The organism is Micromonospora sp. WMMD729 (genome assembly GCF_049315225.1).
GTDB lineage: Bacteria > Actinomycetota > Actinomycetes > Mycobacteriales > Micromonosporaceae > Micromonospora.
The window spans coordinates 2518243-2536413 of the sequence record NZ_CP186059.1 but is presented as its reverse complement, the minus strand read 5'-3'; the positions used below and the strand labels follow the sequence as shown (position 1 = coordinate 2536413).

Sequence of the window (18171 nt, the reverse complement as noted above, 5' to 3'; positions counted from 1 at the left end):
CGGCTCACTCCTCGCGCTCACGCGGAGCCACCTTCCGTTCGCGACTGCGGGGCTCGCAAAACCGGCTCACTCCTCGCGCTCACGCGGCGACCTCCCGAGCGGTGCCGACGGCCAGGGCGACGACGTCCTCCTCGGTCGCGCCGGCGGGCAGCTCGCCCGCGATCCGGCCGTCGCGCAGCACGATGATCCGGTCGCTCATGCCGAGCAGCTCGGGCAGCTCCGACGAGATCATCAGGACCGCCGCGCCGTCGCGGGCGAGGCGGCGGACCAGGTCGTGGATGGCGGACTTCGCGCCCACGTCGATGCCCCGGGTCGGCTCGTCGAAGATCAGGATGCGCGGGTTCAGCGCCAGCCACCGGGCCAGCACGACCTTCTGCTGGTTGCCGCCGGAGAGGAAACGGATCTCCTGGTCGTCACCGGCGGCGCGGACCTCCACGGCGGCGAGCAGCTCGCGTACCCGTGCGGTGCGGGCGGCGCGGCCGGACCGTGCCGCGAAGACGGCCCGGCTGGCCAGCAGCGCGTTGTCGAGCACCGACTGCCGTGCCACGATGCCCTCGCCCTTGCGGTCCTCGGTGACGTACGCGATGCCGGCCCGCATGGCGGCGCGCGGTGAGCGCAGCCGCACCGGCTCGCCGTCCAGCTCGACGACACCGGTCGTGAACGGCGCCACGCCGAAGAGCGCGCGGGCGAGCGCGGATCGTCCGGAGCCCTGGAGGCCGCCGACCCCGAGCACCTCGCCGGCGCGCAGCTCGAGGTCCACCCCACTGAGCTTGCGGTTTCCCCCGCCGCGGACGGTGAGCCGTACCGGTCCCCGGTCGTCGGGGCCGGCCCGGTCCGGATAGTAGCTGGACAGCTCGCGGCCGACCATGTGCCGGACCAGCTCGTCGGCAGTCGTGCTCGCGGTGTCCACGGTGGTCACTCGACGGCCGTCCTTGAGGACCGTGATCCGGTTGGACAGGTCGAAGACCTCGGTGAGCCGGTGTGAGACGTACAGCAGACCGATCCCGCGCTCCTGGAGCCGGCGTACCAGCCCGTAGAGCAGCTCGACCTCCTGGTCCGCGAGCGCCGCGGTCGGTTCGTCCATGATGAGCAGCCGGGCGTCCAGGGCGAGCGCCTTGGCGATCTCGACGACCTGCTGCTGGGCGACGCCGAGGCGGCCGACCCGGGCGTCGGCCGGCAGGGCGGTCTCCCCGATCGAGGTGAGGAGTTCGCGGGTGCGGTCGAGCATCGCGCGGCGGTCGACCAGCCCGCGCCGGAGGGGTTCGTGGCCCAGGTAGACGTTCTCCGCGACGGTGCGCTCGGGCAGGAGGTTGAACTCCTGGTGGATGATGCCGACGCCGGCGCGCTGCGCGTCGCGGGGGCCGTGGAACGCGCGCGGCTGACCGGCGAACTCGATGGTGCCCTCGTCCGGGGCGTACCCACCCGAAACGATCTTCATGAGCGTCGACTTGCCGGCGCCGTTCTCCCCGACGACGGCGTGCACCTCACCCGGGGCGACGTCGAGGTCGACGTCGCCGAGGACGCGTACGCCGAGGAAGGACTTGCCGATGCCCCGCAGGGCCAGCAGCGGCGCCGGTGGTGGATCTGACATCCCGATAGCCCTTACAGATAGTAGTCAAAGACGGGGTCGGCACAACGGCTGGTAGGCCGTCCGACGCACTGAGCGACGCACTTTCGCAGGCTGCTGCAGAACTTGCGTTTTTATGGTGCAAACATTTCCTTGACATCGAGGAAACATCACACGTATGAAGATAGATGTTTGGATGCGGGTCCGCAATCCTCGATCTGCGGCGACTGCCAGGCCCGGCACTCGATCGGCACGAGTGTCGGCTCGGACGAGTCAGGCCCGACCACCCCTACCGAGGGGTAACATCAGACGCTCGACGTTGCATTGACAGTCTTCGATAGATGGCTCATCCTGACCTCGCAGACCACGGACGAGATCACAGCCCACATCACGCTGTGTGACATCCAGCGGGGCTGAATGCCGTTTCGGCGGACGGCACGACGACCGCGACCAGCACACTCGTGACCCCCGCGCGCCCAGGCACGACCTGACGCGCTGTCGGTCCGTGCCCGCAATCGCCAGTTGCCCGCCCAGACCTAGGAGACGGCATGCGTCGCCCCACAATGATCATCGGACTGATCGTCGGCCTGTTGGTGGCCCTCGGTCTGGCCCCGCCAGCATCGGCCGCCCCGGCCTTCCGCGCCCTGTTGTTCACCAAGACCGCCGGCTACCGGCACGACTCGATCCCCGCCGGGATCTCGATGTTCCAGCAGCAGGCCGCCGCGAACAACTTCGAGCTGGTGGCGACCGAGGACTCGAGCGTCTTCACGCCCGCCAACCTCGCCACCTTCGACGTCGTCATCATGTTCCAGACCTCCGGCATGGTCTGGACCTCGACCGCCCAGCGCCAGGCCATCGAGGGCTACCTCGCCAGCGGCAAGGGCATCGTCGGCGTGCACAACGCCACCGACATGGGTATCGAGGCCGAGTACCCGTGGTGGGACCAGATGATGAACGGCGGCGCCCACATGCCCGAGCACTCCCCCGGAGTGCTCGCCGGCACCGCCATCGTCGCCGACAAGCAGCACCCGTCGACGGCCGGCCTGCCGGACCGCTGGAGCCGCAGCGAGGAGTGGTACAACTTCGACGCCAACCCGCGCGGCAACGTCCATGTGCTGGTGACGGCCGACGAGCGCACGTACAACCCGGGCTCGCGGGCGATGGGCCCGGACCACCCGATCTCGTGGTGCCGCAACACCGGCGGCGGCCGGGTGTGGGCCACCGCGATGGGCCACGCCATCGACTCGTACAGCGAGACGAACTTCCGCAACCACGTCCTCGGCGGCGTCAAGTGGGCCGCCGGCAACGTGCCCGGCGACTGCGGCGGCACCGTCTGGGGCAACTTCGAGAAGCGTACCCTCGACGACAACACCGCCGACCCGATGGCGCTGGCCGTACTGCCCGACGGTCGGGTGCTGTACGTCCAGCGCGGCGGCCAGGTGAAGATCTTCAAGCCGAGCACCAACAGCACCGTCACCGCCGCCACGCTGAGCGTCTACACCGGTGGTGAGGACGGCCTCACCGGCGTCGCGATCGACCCGGCGTTCGCCAGCAACGGGTACGTCTACCTGTACCACTCACCGGCGAGCAGCTCGACCGACGTCAACCGGGTGTCCCGCTACACGCTCTCCGGTGACACGCTCAACCTGTCCACCGAGGCCCGGATCATCGACATCCCCGCGTACCGGGACCGGACCTTCGCCGAGCCCGGGCACACCGGCGGCTACATCGACTTCGGTCCGGACGGCAACCTCTACATCGGCACCGGCGACGACACGCCGCCCAACCTCGACCCCAACTGGCAGGGTTACGCCCCGCTGGACTGGCGCTCGGGCAAGTCCAACCTGGACGCCGCCCGCTCCGCCGGCAACACCAACGACCTGCGCGGCAAGCTGCTGCGCATCAAGCCCTCGGCCAGCGGCGGGTACACCATCCCGTCGGGCAACCTCTACCCGCAGGGCACCGCGCAGACCAAGCCCGAGGTGTACGCCATGGGCTTCCGCAACCCGTTCCGCTTCTCGATCGACCCGGTCACCGGCTGGGTCTACCTGGCCGACTACGGCCCGGACCGCAACCCGCCGACCACCAACCGCGGTCCGGAGGGTCTCGTCGAGCTGAACGTGATCAAGTCCGCCGGTAACTACGGCTGGCCGTTCTGCCACGGCAACAACCAGCCGTACGCGCCGTTCAACCCGGACACCGGCGTGGTCGGGGCGAAGTTCAACTGCAACGCGCCGGTCAACAACTCGCCGAACAACACCGGCCTGGTCAACCTCAAGCCGATCGTCGCGCCGAACATCTGGTACGGCTACCCCGCCTCGACGACCTTCCCCGAGCTGGGCTCCGGCGGGTCCGCCCCGATGGGCGGCCCGGTGTACCGGTACGACGCGAACAACCCGTCCGCGACGAAGTTCCCGCCGTACTACGACGGCGTGCACTTCTTCTACGAGTGGGCCCGCAACTACGTCAAGGAGGTCCACTTCGACTCCTCGACGGCGGTCACCCGGACCAACCCGTTCCTGCCCGGCGGCAACTTCAACAAGCCGATGGACATGGAGTTCGGCCCCGACGGCTCGCTGTACCTGCTGGAGTGGGGCTCGAACTTCGGCGGCGGCAACAACGACTCCGGGCTCTACCGGATCGACTACATCCAGGGCGGCCGGTCACCGATCGCGAAGGCCGTCGGCACGCCGACCAGCGGCAGCGCCCCGCTGACCGTCCAGTTCAGCAGCGCCGGCACCATCGACCCGGACCCGGGCAACACGCTGAGCTACCAGTGGACGTTCGGTGACGGTGGCACGTCCACCGCCGCGAACCCGACGTACACCTACACGACCAACGGCAACTACACCGCGCAGCTCAAGGTCACCGACAACACCGGCAAGACCGGCTTCGCCAACGTGCAGATCACCGTCGGCAACACCGCCCCGGTGGTCACCATCACCGTGCCGCCCAACGGAGGCATGCTGAACTTCGGCGACAAGGTCTCGTACACGGTCAGTGTCTCCGACCCCGGCGGCGCGGCCATCGACTGCACCAAGGTGTTCGTCAACCCGGCCCTGGGCCACGACGACCACGCCCACGAGACCACCGAGTACCCGGGCTGTTCGGGCACCATCTCCACCGACCTGCTCGGTGGGCACCCCGAGGGCGCGAACCTGTACTACGTGCTCAACGCCCGTTACACCGACAACGGTGGCTCGGGTGGCGCGGCGCCGCTGACCGGTTACGCGACGGCGATCCTGCAACCCAAGCACAAGCAGGCCGAGTACTTCAGCAGCCAGTCCGGCGTCCGGGTCGTCGACCAGAGCGCCGCGGAGAGCGGTAAGCGCGTCGGCGACATCTCCAACAACGACTGGGTGGCGTTCAACCCGATGAGCCTGTCGGGCATCAGCACCGTCAGCTACCGGCTGTCGTCGCCCAGCGGTGGCGGCTCCATCGAGCTGCGGGCCGACTCGCCGACCGGCACCCTGCTGGCGACGACGTCGGTGCCCAGCACCGGCGGCTGGGACAACTACCAGTCCACGGCGGCGACGAACGTCGCGGCGCTGTCCGGTACGCACACCCTCTACATGGTGTTCAAGGGCAGTTCGTCCAACTGGTTCGACCTCGACGCGTTCACCTTCGGCGGCAACGGCGTGGGGGTGCCCGGCACGGGCACCGGAACCGGCGTGGCCGGGAAGACCTGGACCCTCACGGCCCAGCACAGTGGCAAGCTGATGGACGTCAGTGGGGTCTCCACCGCCGACGGCGCCCAGGTCGTGCAGTGGGCGGCGACCGGTGGCAACAACCAGAAGTGGCAGGCGGTGGACGCCGGCAACGGCGCCGTCTACCTCAAGGCGGTGCACAGCGGTAAGTGCCTCGACGTCGTCGGCGGCTCCACCGCGCAGGGCGCCTTCCTGCAACACACCACCTGCAACAACTCCAACCAACAGAAGTTCACCGTGACGGCGACCAGCACGACCGGGGTCTACACGGTCAAGAGCGCGCTCAGCGGGCTCTGCGTGGACGTCAACGGCGCCTCGACCGCCGACGGGGCCCGGCTGCTGCAGTGGGGCTGCCACAGCGCCGCCAACCAGCAGTGGCGGTTCACCCAGGTCTGACCACCGGCCCGGGCGTGAACGAAGTGCCGGCCACCCGCTCCTGACGACGGGTGGCCGGCGCTTCGGCCTTTCGGCGGCGGGCCGTCAGCCCAGCAGTCCGGCGTCCCGCAGCGCCGCCCAGAGCTGCTCCGGGACGTCCGCGTCGAAGCGACGCAGCGTCTCGGTCACCTGGGCCGCGTCCCGGAGGCCGACCACCGTGGAGACCACCACCGGGTGCCGGCGGACGAACGCCAGCGCCGCCTGGGGCAGCGTGACGTCGTACTCCTGACAGACGGCCGCGATCCGCCGGGCCCGCTCGATCACCTCCGGCGGTGCCTGCTGGTAGTTGTAGGTCGCGTCGGCCGGTGGCTGGTCGCGGGCCAGCAGCCCCGAGTTGTAGACCCCGGCGATCACCACGCCCACCCCCGCGGCCTGCGCCGCCGGCAGCAGGTCGTCGAGCGCGCCCTGTTCGAGCAGGGTGTAGCGGCCGGCGCACATCACCACGTCGATGTCGGTCTCCTGGACGAACCGCGCCAGCATCGCCGACTGGTTCATGCCGGCCCCGATCGCGCCGACGACCCCCTGCTCGCGCAGCTCGACCAGGGCCGGCACCGCCTCGGTCGCCGCCTGCTCCCAGTGCTCGTCCGGGTCGTGCAGGTAGACGACGTCGACGCGGTCCAGGCCGGTGCGCTCCAGGCTGGCCGTCAACGACCGCAGGACGCCGTCCCGGCTGAAATCCCAGACCCGCCGGTGGTCGGCCGGCACGTCGAAGCCCTCCGGGTCGCGCTCGCGTGCGCTCTCCGGCGACGGTACGAGCAGCCGCCCGACCTTTGTCGACACCACGTACTCGTCGCGGGGCCGGGACCGCAGCGCCGCCCCGAGCCGCCGCTCGGACAGGCCGAGGCCGTAGTGCGGTGCGGTGTCGAAGTAACGGATGCCGGCGTCCCAGGCGGTGTCGACGGCCGCGCTGAACTCCTCGTCCGACGTCGCCCGGTACAGGTTGCCGCCCTGCGCCGCGCCGAAGCCCAGCGTGCTGAGGCGTACCCCCGGTCGCCGGGGCAACTCGCGGCCGGTCACGACGCACCCAACCCGTACGCGCGCACCGCGGTCTCCCGCCAGATCGACGCCTGTTCCTGGTCGCCGAGCGGTTCCAGCAGGTCGGCGAGGACGCCGACCCACCGGGTGTAGGAGCTGGCGAGCAGGCACACCGGCCAGTCGGAGCCGAACATGAGCCGGTGCGGTCCGAACGCGTCGAGCGCGTGGTCGACGGCGGGGCGCAGGTCGTCCGCCGACCAGGACGGGCCGTCCACCTCGGTCACCAGGCCGGAGAGCTTCGCGGTGACGTTCGGCTCGGCGGCGAGCGCCCGGAGGTTGGCCGGCCAGTCCCCCAGGTCTCCCCGGCCGAGCGCCGGCTTGGCCAGGTGGTCCAGGACGAACGTCACCTCGGGCAGGTCCCGGACGAGCCGGGTGGCCGCCGGCAGTTGGTGGTCGCGGACCAGCAGGTCGTAGGCGAGACCGGCGGCACCGACCGCGGCGACGCCCCGCCGGACGTCGCGCCGGTCCAGGTACGCCGGGTCGGTCTCGGACTGGACCAGGTGGCGGATGGCGACCAGCCGCTCCCCGCCACGGGCGGCGCGCAGCCGGTCCAGGCGCTCGTCGATGTCGTCGGCGGTGAGGTTGACCCAGCCGACGACGCCGCCGATGAGGGGATCGTCGGCCGCGATGCCCAGCAGGTGTTCGGTCTCCGCGACGGAGGCGATGGACTGCACGACGACGGTCTCGGTCACCCCGGCGGCGAGCGCCGCCGGAGCGAGGTCCGCCGGGGTGAAGTCGTTGTCGATCGCCGCCATCGTGTCCGGGTCGATCCACGGTTGCGGGTGCCGGGCACGGACCCAGAGGTGGTGGTGCGCGTCGACGATGCCGGGGCGCCCGGCCGGCGTGGGCCCGGTCATCGGCCCAACCATCCGCCGTCGACGGGCAGGACGGCGCCGTGCACGTAGTCCGACGCGGCCGCGGCCAGGAAGACGGTGGCGCCGGCCAGGTCGTCGGCGCGTCCCCACCGGCCGGCCGGTATACGGCCCAGGATGGCGTCGTTGCGCACGGGGTCGTCGCGCAGCGCCTGGGTGTTGTCGGTGGCGATGTACCCGGGCGCGATCGCGTTGACGTTCACCCCGCGTCCGGCCCACTCGTTGGACAGGGCCTTGGTCAGCCCGGCAAGGCCGGACTTGGCCGCGGTGTAGCTCGCGACGTTGATGCCGCCCTGGAAGCTGAGCAGGGAGGCGGTGAAGATGACCTTGCCCCGGCCCCGGTCGACCATCCGCCGGCCGATCTCCCGGGTCAGCACGAACTGGCTGGACAGGTTCACCTGCACCACCCGGTCCCACATCTCGTCGGGGTGCTCCGCGGCCGGCGCCCGGGCGATGGTGCCGCCGTTGTTCACCAGGATGTCCACCGGCGCGACCGCCTCGGCCTCCTCGGCCAGCCGGTACACCGCGGCCCGGTCACCGAGGTCCGTCCGGATGCCGGTGAACCGGCGACCGGCCGCCTCGACACGCCGCTGGACCTCACTGCCCTCCGGCTCCAACTGCGCCGACACCCCGATGACGTCCGCACCGGCCGACGCCAGTGCCTCGGCCATCGCGAGGCCGATCCCCCGCCGGGCGCCGGTCACCAGGGCGGTCCGTCCGGTCAGGTCGAACAGGGTGCTCATCGCTCCTCCTCCCGCCAGTCGAGCAGCACCTTCATGACGCCGCCGCCGGACTCCAGGGCCTCGAACGCGTCCGTGACGCCGGCCACCGGCAGTACCCGGGAGATCAGCTCCTGGGCCGGGATGACGCCGGCCGCCACCAGCCGGATCGCCTCGACGACGTCCGCGCGCCGGTACAGCCGCGCGCCCAGCAACTCCAGCTCCCGCCAGAAGAAGCGGTGCAGGTTCACCGGACGGGGCTGCGGGTGGATCGCCACCATCACCAGCCGGCCCCGGGTGGTCAGCACGTCCACCGCGGTGCCGACGCCGGCGGCGGCGCCGGACACCTCGAACGCGACATCCGCGCCCGCGCCGCCGGTCCGGTCGTTGACCAGCGCCACCACATCGGTCGGCCCCGGGTCCACGGCATCGATGCCGATGCTCGACGCGACCCCGCGCCGGAAACCGTCCGGTTCGACGAGCAGGACCCGGGCCCCACGCTCGCGGGCGACGGCCGCGATGAGGACGCCCACCGGCCCTCCGCCGACGACGACCACGTGCTCACCGGACGCCACCTGCGCCCGGCCGACGTCGTGCACCGCCACCGCGACGGGCTCGACGAGTGCGGCCCGGTCCAACGGCAGGTCGTCCGGGAGCGGCAGCACCAGGTCGGCCGGCACCGTCCAGGACGACTGCATCGCGCCGGGCGAGTCGATGCCGAGGAAGTCCATCGCGTGACAGATGTGCGAGTGGCCGCGACGGCACGCCGGGCACTTCCCGCAGGCGCGGGTCGGCATCACCGTGACGGGCTGCCCGACCCGCAGGTCGGTCACGCCGTCGCCGACCGCGGCGACGTGGCCCGACATCTCGTGCCCCAGGACCGCCGACGCGCCGACCCGGGCGTCCATGTCGCCGTGGAAGATGTGCAGGTCCGTACCGCAGATCCCGGTGAACGCCACCGCGATCCGTACCTGGCCGGGGCCCGGCGGTTCCGGTGCGCGGTCCTCGATGCCGAGGTCCCGTGCTCCCTTGTAGACAACTGCCTTCACTGCTGCTCCGTCTCGACGTGGTTGGTACGCACGGTGCGTGGGACAGGGCGGCCGGAGTCGCGCGCGCGGTGTCGCCGCCACGGACACGGTAATCATCCGACCAATTGCGGTCCAGTGCGGATGCGGCCCGTACCGGCTCAGTGCCGCAGCGGCGCAACGTCGTTCGGGGCCGCGACGGCGTCGACGAGTAGGGCCTCGACCCCGGCCGGCACGGCGGTGACCGGGTGCTCGGCCGCCGCCAGCAGACGCTTGCCGGCCCGCTCGGGGCGGACGTTCGGGCTGTCGGCGGTCGGGGTGGCCGGGCGGTGTTCGGCGGCCGCGATCGCCGCCTCGTCCACCCGGATGCCGAGGCCCGGCGCCTCGCCCAGGACGAATGCGCCGTCCTCGACGTGCAGGTCGAGGCCGATGCCGGCCGGCGGTCGCAGATCCTGCAACTCGCTGACCAGGTGGTTCGGCACCGAGGTCGCGGCGTGCAGGAGCCCGACCGGAATGTTGCCGATCGGGCTGACCGGCAGGTCGTGCGCGTGTGCCAGGGCCGCGACCCGCAGGAAGTGGGTGACACCCCAGACGGCGGCCGTCTGGACGATGTCGACCGCGCCGGCCGCGATCAGCGGACGGTACTGCTCGAGCCCGGTGAGGTTCTCGCCGGTGGCGATCGAGGCCCGTACGCCCCGACCCACCGCGGCCAGGCCCTCGGCGTCCCAGCGGCGGACCGGCTCCTCGATCCAGATCAGATCGAGGGTACGCTCCAGCTCGGCCACGTGCCGGACGGCCTGCTTGCGTGACCACGCCTCGTTGACGTCGAGCATCAGGCCCGGCCGTCGGCCGTGCCCGGCCTCGGTCAGCACCTCCCGGACCAGGCCGAGCCGATGCCGGTCCCGCTCGATGTCGAGGCCGCCCTTGAGCTTGGCGGCCCGCAGGCCGTACCCGGCGTAGACCTCGTACTCGGCGACGAGCTCGTCGTCGGTCAGCCCGATGTCGAGGCCCGACGCGTACGCCGGGACGCGGCGGTCCCGTCCGCCGAGCAGCCGCCACAGCGGCTCACCGGCCAACTGCGCCTTGATGTCCCAGAGGGCGGTGTCCAGCGCACCGATCGTCCCGAACACCAGGCCGGCGTGGCCGGCCTTGAACGTCTGCCGCAGCATCCGGTCGTACAGGGTGGACACCGCGCGGGGATCTTCCCCTTCGATGGCCGGGAAGATCGCGTCGATCTCCACGTGCGGCCCCAGGCCGACGCCGCTGATCCCCTCGTCGGTCTCGACGATGGTGATCGGCACCGTGGTGACGCCGTCGGGGTACACCCCGTTGGCGTCGCCGACGGGTCGGCCCCACTCCTGGACCGTCGTCAGGGTTCGATACCCGGTGATGCGCATGTCAGCCTTTCGTGGAACCAGCGGCGACGCCGTCGGCGATCTGGCGCTGAAGGAACAGGTAGACCGCCAGTACGGGGATCGCCGCGATGAGCACCCCGGAGGCGAAGGTGGGGATGTCCTCCGAGTACTGCCCGCGTAGCGAGGTCACCCCGACCATCAGGGTCCGGTGGTCGGCCGACGGCATCAGCAGCAGCGAGATGAGCACGTCGTTCCAGCAGAACAGCGTGTCGAGGATGCCGACGGACAGCAGCGCGGGGGCGCCCAGCGGCAACATGATCCGCCGGTAGACGCCGTACACGGTGTTGCCGTCGATCCGGGCCGCGTCGACGATCTCCGCCGGAATGGTCCGGTAGTAGCTGGTCATCAGGAAGACCGTGAAGGGCAGGAACTGCGCGACGTACGCCAGGATCAGCCCCGGGTACGTGTCGACCAGACCGCTGTCCGCCATGACCCGGGCCAGCGGCACCATGATCACCTGGAACGGGATGAAGAGCGCCGCGAGGCAGCCGATGAACAGCGCCGTCGAGCCGCGGAAGCGCAGTTGGCTCAGCGCGAAGCCGGCCATCGACCCGAACAGCAGCAGCAGGAACACCGAGCAGCCGACGACGATGACCGAATTGACGGTGTACCGGCCCATGCCGACGCTGGTCCACGCCGTGGTGATGTTCTCGAAGCGCAGCGAGTCCGCCAGCGTGAAGCGGTCGAGGATGTACTCCCGGCGGGTCTTCATGGCCACGTTGGCCGTGAACAGCAGGGGGTAGATCGTCGCCAGCGCGAGCAGCCCCATCGGGATCACGAGCAACCATCTACCGAGTCGGACGCGGGGCATCAGTCCTCCCTTCCCGCGCGTCGGAGCAGCTTGAGCTGCACCAACCCGACGACGAGCATGATGACGAACAGGACGGTGGACGCCGCCGACGCGAGCGCCGGGCGGTTCATCCGGCCCTGCTGGATCCAGATGTAGTACTCGGGTAGGTAGGTCGAGCCCTCCGGACCACCGCTGGTCATGACGTAGAGCAGGCCGAACATCGAGGTGAGCATCCCGATCATCGTGGTCACGAAGACGAACTGGATGGTGCGGGTCAGGCTGGGGATGATCACGTGCCAGATCACCTGGGCCAGTGACGCGCCGTCCACCCGCGCGGCGTCCAGCAGGGCGGCGTCCAAAGTCGCGAAGCCGGCGAGGAAGACGACCAGGGCCATCCCGAAGGTCGCCCAGACGTGGACGCCCACGACCGCGAACATGGCGACGTCGGGATCACCGAGCCAGTCCACGGGCCCGATGCCGACGGTGGACAGGACAACGTTGACAGGACCGTCGAACGAGAGCAGCAGGTTGAAGATCGCGCCGACGATGACCGGGGACAGCACCGCCGGGAAGAAGTACACGCTGCGGTAGAACCGGTGCCCGGGCACGCGCAGGTAGATGAACGTGGCGAGCAGACCCGGGATGGCCACCGCCACCGGCAGAAGAAGGACCAGCAGGCCCACGTTGCGCAGCGCCTGCCGGAACAGCGGGTCGTGGAGCAGGTCCAGGTAGTTGTCGAAGCCGACCATGGCCCCGTCCCGGTCGCCGTCGCCGGTGAACGAGAAGTTGACGCCCAGCGCCAGCGGATACAGCCGCAGCAGCACGAGGATCAGGACGGCCGGGGCGACCAGCACGAAGGGCGCCAGTTGTTCGGCGCGGCGGCCGCCGGCGGCGCGCCGGGAGACGGCGCGGTCGCGCGGCGGCGGCGTGGAGGGCGGGACCCCGCCGGCCCGCCCGGCCGAAGCCGAGCGGACCGACGGGAGCGAGTTGCCGATCGTCACGGAGATCAGCCCGCCGTGTCCGAGGCGGCCATCTGCTTCACGACCTCGTCCACGCTGATCGAGCCGCTGAGCAACTGCTGCGAAAGACGGCCCATCAGGTCGAGCGACTTCGAGGAGAGCGCCACGTGCACCGCCGGCTTGCCGGCCTTGAGCGCGCCGACGATCGTGGTGACCGACGGGCCACCCGCGGACACGTCGACGGTGGTGTCCGCGGTGATCGCGCCCGCGTTGGCGTAGAACGCCTTCAGCGCTTCGGTGGAGGTCAGCGAGCGCACCAGGTCGGCGGCGACCTTCGGGTCCTTGGTCCACTTGGCGACCGCGTACCCGATGCCACCGTCGTACGGCAGGCTGGGGGTCACGCCGCTGGTCACCGTCGGGGCCATCATCACGCCGAGCTTCTCGGGCGTGATGAACTCGTTGAAGTCCTTCCAGTGCCCGATGTCCGACATCAGGCCGATCATGTGGGCGGCCTTGCCGGACTGGAAGACGGCGAACGCGTCGTTGAACATGGCGGTGGAGTTGGCCCCGTCATTGTTCAGCTTGGCGGTGCCGGTCTCCTTCCACAGCTCGAAGAGCCGCTTGACGTTCGGCGAGTTCCAGTCGCGCTTGCCGGCGATCCAGTTGTCGTACTCCTGCGGGGTCAGGACGCCCGACGCCATGGCCGACAGGAAGAACTGGATGCCGTAGCCCTCCTTGTTGCCCAGGGCGAAGCACTTGGCGCCGGTCTGCTTGGTGATGACACCGCAGTTGGCGACGAACTCCTGCCACGTCGTGGCGGGCTTCGCCGGGTCGAGGCCGGCCTTCTCGTAGAGCGTCTTGTTGTAGTAGATCGGGTGGCCCTGGAGCGTCACCGGTGCGGCGTAGGTCTTGCCGCCCTTGGCGAACGCCTCCCAGCCGGCCAGCCGTTGGCGGTCCTCGCCCACGTACTCGTCGAGCGGCTGGAGCGAGTCCACCCGGTCGCGGATCTGGCCGCCACCGTTGAACAGGATGACGTCCGGTCCCTTGCCCGACTGGATGGCCGCGCCCAGCAGCGTGTAGTACTCGTCGTAGGGCTGCGCCACGAACTCGACCTGGACGTCCTTGTGCTTCTTGGCGAAGTCGGCCTTGGCCTTCTCCACGTACTGGGCGGAGCTGGCCTCACCGGACTTCCAGTCCCAGACGACCAGCTTCTTGTCCGAGCCTCCGGACGATGAACCCGAACCTGTCGCGCTTCCACAACCTGTCAGCGCCAGCCCTGCAACGAGGACCGCGGACCAGACTGCTCGTTGCTTCATCGTTGCTCACCTTCATATGGGGAGTGGCCTGGGAACGGCCGTCGATGCAAGATTGACGAGAACGTAACTCGTATGACGTCTGACGTCAACGGTTGCCCGTACACTGGGGCGGACTCGTGGGCCCGCTCCCGCGGCTACGCGGAGGTGAACGTGACGACATCGAACCGGTCGGCCCTCAACGGCTCGGCGACCCCGACCTGGACGCGTCGCCCGACGAATCTGGCTCAGGCGATCACCGCCGAACTGGTGACCCGCATCGTTCAGGGAGCACACCCCTCGGGTACGCCACTGCCCCCCGAGCCGGTGCTCTGCGAGACCTTCTCGGTGAGCCGGACCGTCATCCGGGAGGCGGTGAAGATCCTCCAGGAGAAGGGGCTCGTGCAGGTCCGCCAGGGCAGCGGAACGCTCGTCACCCCACCCTCGTCGTGGGACATGCTCGACGAACTCGTCCTCGCGGCGACCATCGCCGAGGACGACACCCTGGCGATCCTGGACGACCTGGTGGTCACCCGCCGGGTTTTGGAGTCCGACATGGCCAACGTGGCCGCCCGCCTCGCCGATGAGGGCACGATCGACCGGCTACGGGCGCTGGTGGACCGGATGGACGAGTTGGTCGACGACCACGTCACCTACCAGGAGCACGACCGCGCCTTCCACGACACGGTCATGCAGGCGTCCGGGAACCGCATCGCCCGGGGCGTCGTCCGGTCCCTGGAGAGTCAGGTCGTCAACACCGCGCGCTACATGGGCCAGCCCGAACGAGCCATGTGCGTGGCGTCGAACCAGGGGCACCGGCGCATCTACGAGCGCATCGCCGCCCGCGACCCCGACGGCGCGGCCCAGGCGATGTTCACGCACATCACCGAGGCGTGGCTGGTACGTCGCAGCGGACCGGGAAGCCCGACTCGACTGCAGCGCTGACCAGCCTTTCCATCGCTGCGTACGACCCTGCGCCGACCCGCCGGTGACGGCGGCGTGAAATCCAGGTCCATCCATCGCTTGAGAATGTTAGCGATAACAGACTACCCTCGGGCCGCAGAGGCGAAGGGCACGCTTCACCGCTCCATCCGATCCAGCGAGGTCGATGGAGCAGTGCATGACCAACGCCCACTGGTGGGTGACCGGGCCTCCCGCAGGGACGTTGACCACCGCCGTCGACGTACGGCGGGCCGCCGCACGCGGGAGCCACGGGTGGACACGCGAGCGCCTCCCGCCGTGCTCGCGGCAAACCCCGCAGCCCCACCCCGAACGACCCGCGACGACACCCGCGACACGCCGCCAGCGCACGCGGCGGGCCGCCCCGCCCGTCGTGACCCACCCTGGAGGTACCGATGCGCCCCACCCCGCCACCGCGGACCACGAGCCGGCTCCGGCGCGGCCTCGCCTGGCTCGCGAGCCTGCTGCTCGTCTCGACGCTGATGCCGGCCACGGCCGCCCGCGCAGACAACCCGATCGTCCAGCACATCTACACGGCCGACCCGGCGCCCCTGGTCCACAACGGACGGGTCTACCTCTACACCGGCCACGACGAGGACGGCTCCACGTACTTCACCATGAAGGACTGGCGGGTCTGGTCGTCGGCCGACATGGTCAACTGGACCGACCACGGCTCGCCGCTGAGCGTCGCCACGTTCAGCTGGGCGAGCGCCAACGCGTGGGCGGGTCAGGTCGTCGCCCGCAACGGCAAGTTCTACTGGTACGTGCCGGTCACCGCCCGGGCCACCAACTCGATGGCCATCGGCGTCGCGGTCGCCGACAGCCCCACCGGACCGTTCCGGGACGCCATCGGCCGTCCCCTGGTGGGCAACGGCGAGATCGACCCGACGGTCTTCATCGACGACGACGGCCAGGCGTACCTGTACTGGGGCAACCCGAACCTGTGGTACGTCCGGCTGAACGCGGACATGATCTCCTACAGCGGCAGCGCCACCAAGATCCCGCTCACCACCGCCGGGTTCGGCACCCGGACGGGCAACGCGAGCCGGCCCACCCTCTACGAGGAGGGCCCGTGGGTCTACAAGCGCAACGGCATCTACTACAACGTGTTCGCGGCGGAGTGCTGCTCCGAGTTCATCGGATACTCGACCGCCACCGGCCCGACCGGCCCGTGGACCTACCGTGGCACGGTCATGCCCCGCCAGGGAGCGAGCTTCACCAACCACCCCGGAGTCATCGACTTCAACGGCGGCTCGTACTTCTTCTACCACAACGGGGCGCTGCCGGGCGGTGGCGGTTACACCCGCTCGGTCGCCGTGGAGAAGTTCACCTACAACACCAACGGCACCATCCCGACGATCAACATGACCACGACGGGTGCGCCGCAGATCGGCACGCTCAACCCGTACGTGCGGCAGGAGGCCGAGACCATCGCCTGGGGCTCCGGCATCGAGACCGAGGCCGCCAGCGAGGGCGGGATGAACGTCGGGTGGATCGAGAACGGGGACTACGTCAAGGTCAAGGGCGTCGGCTTCGGTACGGGCGCGACCTCCTTCTCCGCCCGAGTCGCGTCGGCGACGTCCGGCGGCACCATCGAACTGCGCCTCGGTGGTCCCACCGGCACCCGGGTGGGCAGCTGCGCGGTACCCGGCACCGGCGGCTGGCAGACCTGGCAGACCGTCTCCTGCCCGGTCTCCGGCGCCACCGGCACCCAGGACCTGTACCTGCGGTTCACCGGCGGCAGCGGCACCCTGTTCAACATCAACTGGTGGCAGTTCCAGGCCAACGGCACGACGCCCACCCCGACTCCGACCCCGACGCCGACCCCGCCGGTGGACGCGACGCCCACGCCCACTCCGACGCCCACGACCACTCCCACGCCGACGCCGACCGGTCCGGGTGGGGCGTCCTGCGGGGTCACCAACACGGTGGTGAACACCTGGCAGGGCGGCTTCGAGGGACGGCTGACGGTCACCAACTCCGGGTCGGCCGCGCTCAACGGCTGGCGGGTCACCTGGACGCTCGCCAGCGGCCAGACGGTGTCCCAGGTCTGGAACGGCACCCTCACCCAGTCGGGTAGTCAGGTGACCGTCGCGAACGCCGGCTACAACGGCCAACTCGCGCCGGGCGCGTCGACCACCGCCGGCTACCTCAGTTCCATCACCTCGTCCAGTCCGCCCACCACGACCCCCACCTGCACCCCCGCCTGACCCCTCCCACGTCCCCCGTTCCCCACCCCCAAGAACACCCCCACCCCATCCCCACACCCCGTCCGCCGCCGACGTCGATCATGAAGTTAATGCCCCCGACACGCCGATAGGGGCGCAACAACTTCATGATCGACGGGGCGGGGCGGGGGTGGGGTGGGGGTTCTAGAAGTCGTCGTCGAAGGCGACCGTGCCGGTCACCCCGACCTGGTACGCGGACACCCGCCGTTCGAAGAAGTTGGACAGCTCCTGCACGTCCTGCAACTCCATGAAGGCGAACGGGTTGGCCGACCCGTAGTGCGGCGCGATCCCGAGCTGCGCGAGACGGCGGTCGGCGACGTGCTGGAGGTACTGGCGCATGTCCGCCAGGGTGAGCCCGGGCACCCCCTGACCCACCAGGTCCTCGGCGAACTGGACCTCGCACTCGACCGCCTCGGTGAGCATCCGGCGGACCTGGTCGGCCAGGTCGTCGTCGAACAGGTCGGGCTCCTCGGCGCGTACGGTGTCGACCACGTCGAACGCGAACGCCATGTGCATCGACTCGTCGCGGAACACCCAGTTGGTCCCGGAGGCCAGCCCGTGCAGCAGACCCCGCGAGCGCAGGAAGTACACGTACGCGAACGCGCCGTAGAAGAACAGCCCCTCGATGCAGGCGGCGAAGCAGATCAGGTTGAGCAGGAAGGCCCGTCGGTCCTCGCGGGTACGCAGCTCCCGCAGGTCGTGCAGGGAGTCGATCCACCGGAAGCAGAAGTCCGCCTTGCGACGGATCGAGGGGATGTTCTCGATGGCGGCGAAGGCCGCGAACCGCTCGCTCTCGTCCGGCACGTACGTGTCGAGCAGGTTGAGGTAGAACTGGACGTGCACGGCCTCCTCGAACAGCTGCCGGGACAGGTAGAGCCGACCCTCCGGGCTGTTGACGTGCTGGTACAGGTTGAGCACCAGGTTGTTGGCGACGATCGTGTCGCCGGTGGCGAAGAACGCGACGAGGCGGCTGACCAGGTGCCGCTCGGCCGGTGACAGCCGGTCCAGGTCGGCCAGGTCGGCGTGCAGGTCGACCTCCTCCACCGTCCAGGTGTTGCGGATGGCGTCCCGGAACCGGTCGAAGAAGTGCGGGTAGCGCATCGGACGAAGGGTCAGGTCCATCCCGGGGTCGAGCAGCATGTGCGTGGTCCTCGCGTCGGTGGTGCT

13 protein-coding genes are annotated in these 18171 nt (G+C 70.2%); 3 read left to right on the top strand and 10 right to left on the bottom strand.

The features are described 5' to 3' along the window. Positions 1–79 precede the first annotated feature (79 nt). A complete protein-coding gene (locus ACN263_RS11535; protein WP_422739790.1) occupies positions 80–1591 on the bottom strand; it encodes a sugar ABC transporter ATP-binding protein in 1512 nt (503 codons plus the stop codon). Between the two features lie 524 nt (positions 1592–2115). Here ACN263_RS11535 and ACN263_RS11530 point away from each other — a divergent pair. After that, positions 2116–5670, top strand: coding sequence for a ThuA domain-containing protein (locus ACN263_RS11530; RefSeq protein WP_422739789.1), 3555 nt, complete (start codon positions 2116–2118; stop codon positions 5668–5670). Positions 5671–5754: 84 nt separating this feature from the next. Here the strand turns inward: ACN263_RS11530 and ACN263_RS11525 are convergent, their stop codons facing one another. The 8 genes from ACN263_RS11525 to ACN263_RS11490 form a co-directional block, all read right to left on the bottom strand. Further along, positions 5755–6726: an aldo/keto reductase gene (locus tag ACN263_RS11525; protein ID WP_422739788.1), complete on the bottom strand. Its 972-nt coding sequence runs from the start codon at positions 6724–6726 to the stop codon at positions 5755–5757. Continuing rightward, positions 6723–7601: an amidohydrolase family protein gene (locus ACN263_RS11520; RefSeq protein ID WP_422739787.1), complete on the bottom strand. Its 879-nt coding sequence runs from the start codon at positions 7599–7601 to the stop codon at positions 6723–6725. Before ACN263_RS11520 ends, ACN263_RS11525 begins: the two co-directional genes overlap by 4 nt. After that, positions 7598–8359 carry an SDR family NAD(P)-dependent oxidoreductase gene (locus ACN263_RS11515; protein ID WP_422739786.1) on the bottom strand — a complete coding sequence of 254 codons (762 nt, stop codon included), beginning with the start codon at positions 8357–8359 and terminating at the stop codon, positions 7598–7600. The genes ACN263_RS11520 and ACN263_RS11515 overlap by 4 nt, the downstream gene beginning before the upstream one ends. Then, complete coding sequence (locus ACN263_RS11510) at positions 8356–9384, bottom strand: zinc-dependent alcohol dehydrogenase (RefSeq protein WP_422739785.1); 1029 nt, start codon at positions 9382–9384, stop codon at positions 8356–8358. Before ACN263_RS11510 ends, ACN263_RS11515 begins: the two co-directional genes overlap by 4 nt. Before the next feature lie 137 nt (positions 9385–9521). After that, positions 9522–10757: a mandelate racemase/muconate lactonizing enzyme family protein gene (locus ACN263_RS11505; RefSeq protein WP_422739784.1), complete on the bottom strand. Its 1236-nt coding sequence runs from the start codon at positions 10755–10757 to the stop codon at positions 9522–9524. Position 10758: 1 nt separating this feature from the next. Next, on the bottom strand, positions 10759–11544 hold the full coding sequence (locus ACN263_RS11500; RefSeq protein ID WP_422740681.1) for a carbohydrate ABC transporter permease: 786 nt from the start codon (positions 11542–11544) through the stop codon (positions 10759–10761). 41 nt (positions 11545–11585) lie between these two features. Next, on the bottom strand, positions 11586–12566 hold the full coding sequence (locus ACN263_RS11495; RefSeq protein ID WP_422739783.1) for a carbohydrate ABC transporter permease: 981 nt from the start codon (positions 12564–12566) through the stop codon (positions 11586–11588). A gap of 5 nt (positions 12567–12571) precedes the next feature. Next, positions 12572–13840: an ABC transporter substrate-binding protein gene (locus ACN263_RS11490; protein ID WP_422739782.1), complete on the bottom strand. Its 1269-nt coding sequence runs from the start codon at positions 13838–13840 to the stop codon at positions 12572–12574. 150 nt (positions 13841–13990) lie between these two features. On the opposite strand from ACN263_RS11490, the gene ACN263_RS11485 reads away from it, so the two are divergent. Both ACN263_RS11485 and ACN263_RS11480 read left to right on the top strand, forming a co-directional pair. Beyond that, positions 13991–14761, top strand: a complete 771-nt coding sequence (locus ACN263_RS11485) for a FadR/GntR family transcriptional regulator (protein ID WP_422739781.1) — start codon at positions 13991–13993, stop codon at positions 14759–14761. A 410-nt stretch (positions 14762–15171) separates the two neighbouring features. Next, positions 15172–16986: a family 43 glycosylhydrolase gene (locus ACN263_RS11480; RefSeq protein WP_422739780.1), complete on the top strand. Its 1815-nt coding sequence runs from the start codon at positions 15172–15174 to the stop codon at positions 16984–16986. A 162-nt stretch (positions 16987–17148) separates the two neighbouring features. On the opposite strand, the gene ACN263_RS11475 is transcribed toward ACN263_RS11480, so the two are convergent. Further along, on the bottom strand, positions 17149–18144 hold the full coding sequence (locus ACN263_RS11475; RefSeq protein ID WP_422740679.1) for a ribonucleotide-diphosphate reductase subunit beta: 996 nt from the start codon (positions 18142–18144) through the stop codon (positions 17149–17151). Positions 18145–18171 lie beyond the last annotated feature (27 nt).

Coding starts and splice junctions, on each gene's coding strand:
- ACN263_RS11530 (WP_422739789.1), top strand. CDS start 2,116: ATGCGTCGCCCCACAATGATCATCGGACTGATCGTCGGCCTGTTGGTG.
- ACN263_RS11475 (WP_422740679.1), bottom strand. CDS start 18,144: ATGCTGCTCGACCCCGGGATGGACCTGACCCTTCGTCCGATGCGCTAC.
- ACN263_RS11515 (WP_422739786.1), bottom strand. CDS start 8,359: ATGAGCACCCTGTTCGACCTGACCGGACGGACCGCCCTGGTGACCGGC.
- ACN263_RS11505 (WP_422739784.1), bottom strand. CDS start 10,757: ATGCGCATCACCGGGTATCGAACCCTGACGACGGTCCAGGAGTGGGGC.
- ACN263_RS11490 (WP_422739782.1), bottom strand. CDS start 13,840: ATGAAGCAACGAGCAGTCTGGTCCGCGGTCCTCGTTGCAGGGCTGGCG.
- ACN263_RS11500 (WP_422740681.1), bottom strand. CDS start 11,544: ATGGGGCTGCTCGCGCTGGCGACGATCTACCCCCTGCTGTTCACGGCC.
- ACN263_RS11480 (WP_422739780.1), top strand. CDS start 15,172: ATGCGCCCCACCCCGCCACCGCGGACCACGAGCCGGCTCCGGCGCGGC.
- ACN263_RS11520 (WP_422739787.1), bottom strand. CDS start 7,601: ATGACCGGGCCCACGCCGGCCGGGCGCCCCGGCATCGTCGACGCGCAC.
- ACN263_RS11535 (WP_422739790.1), bottom strand. CDS start 1,591: ATGTCAGATCCACCACCGGCGCCGCTGCTGGCCCTGCGGGGCATCGGC.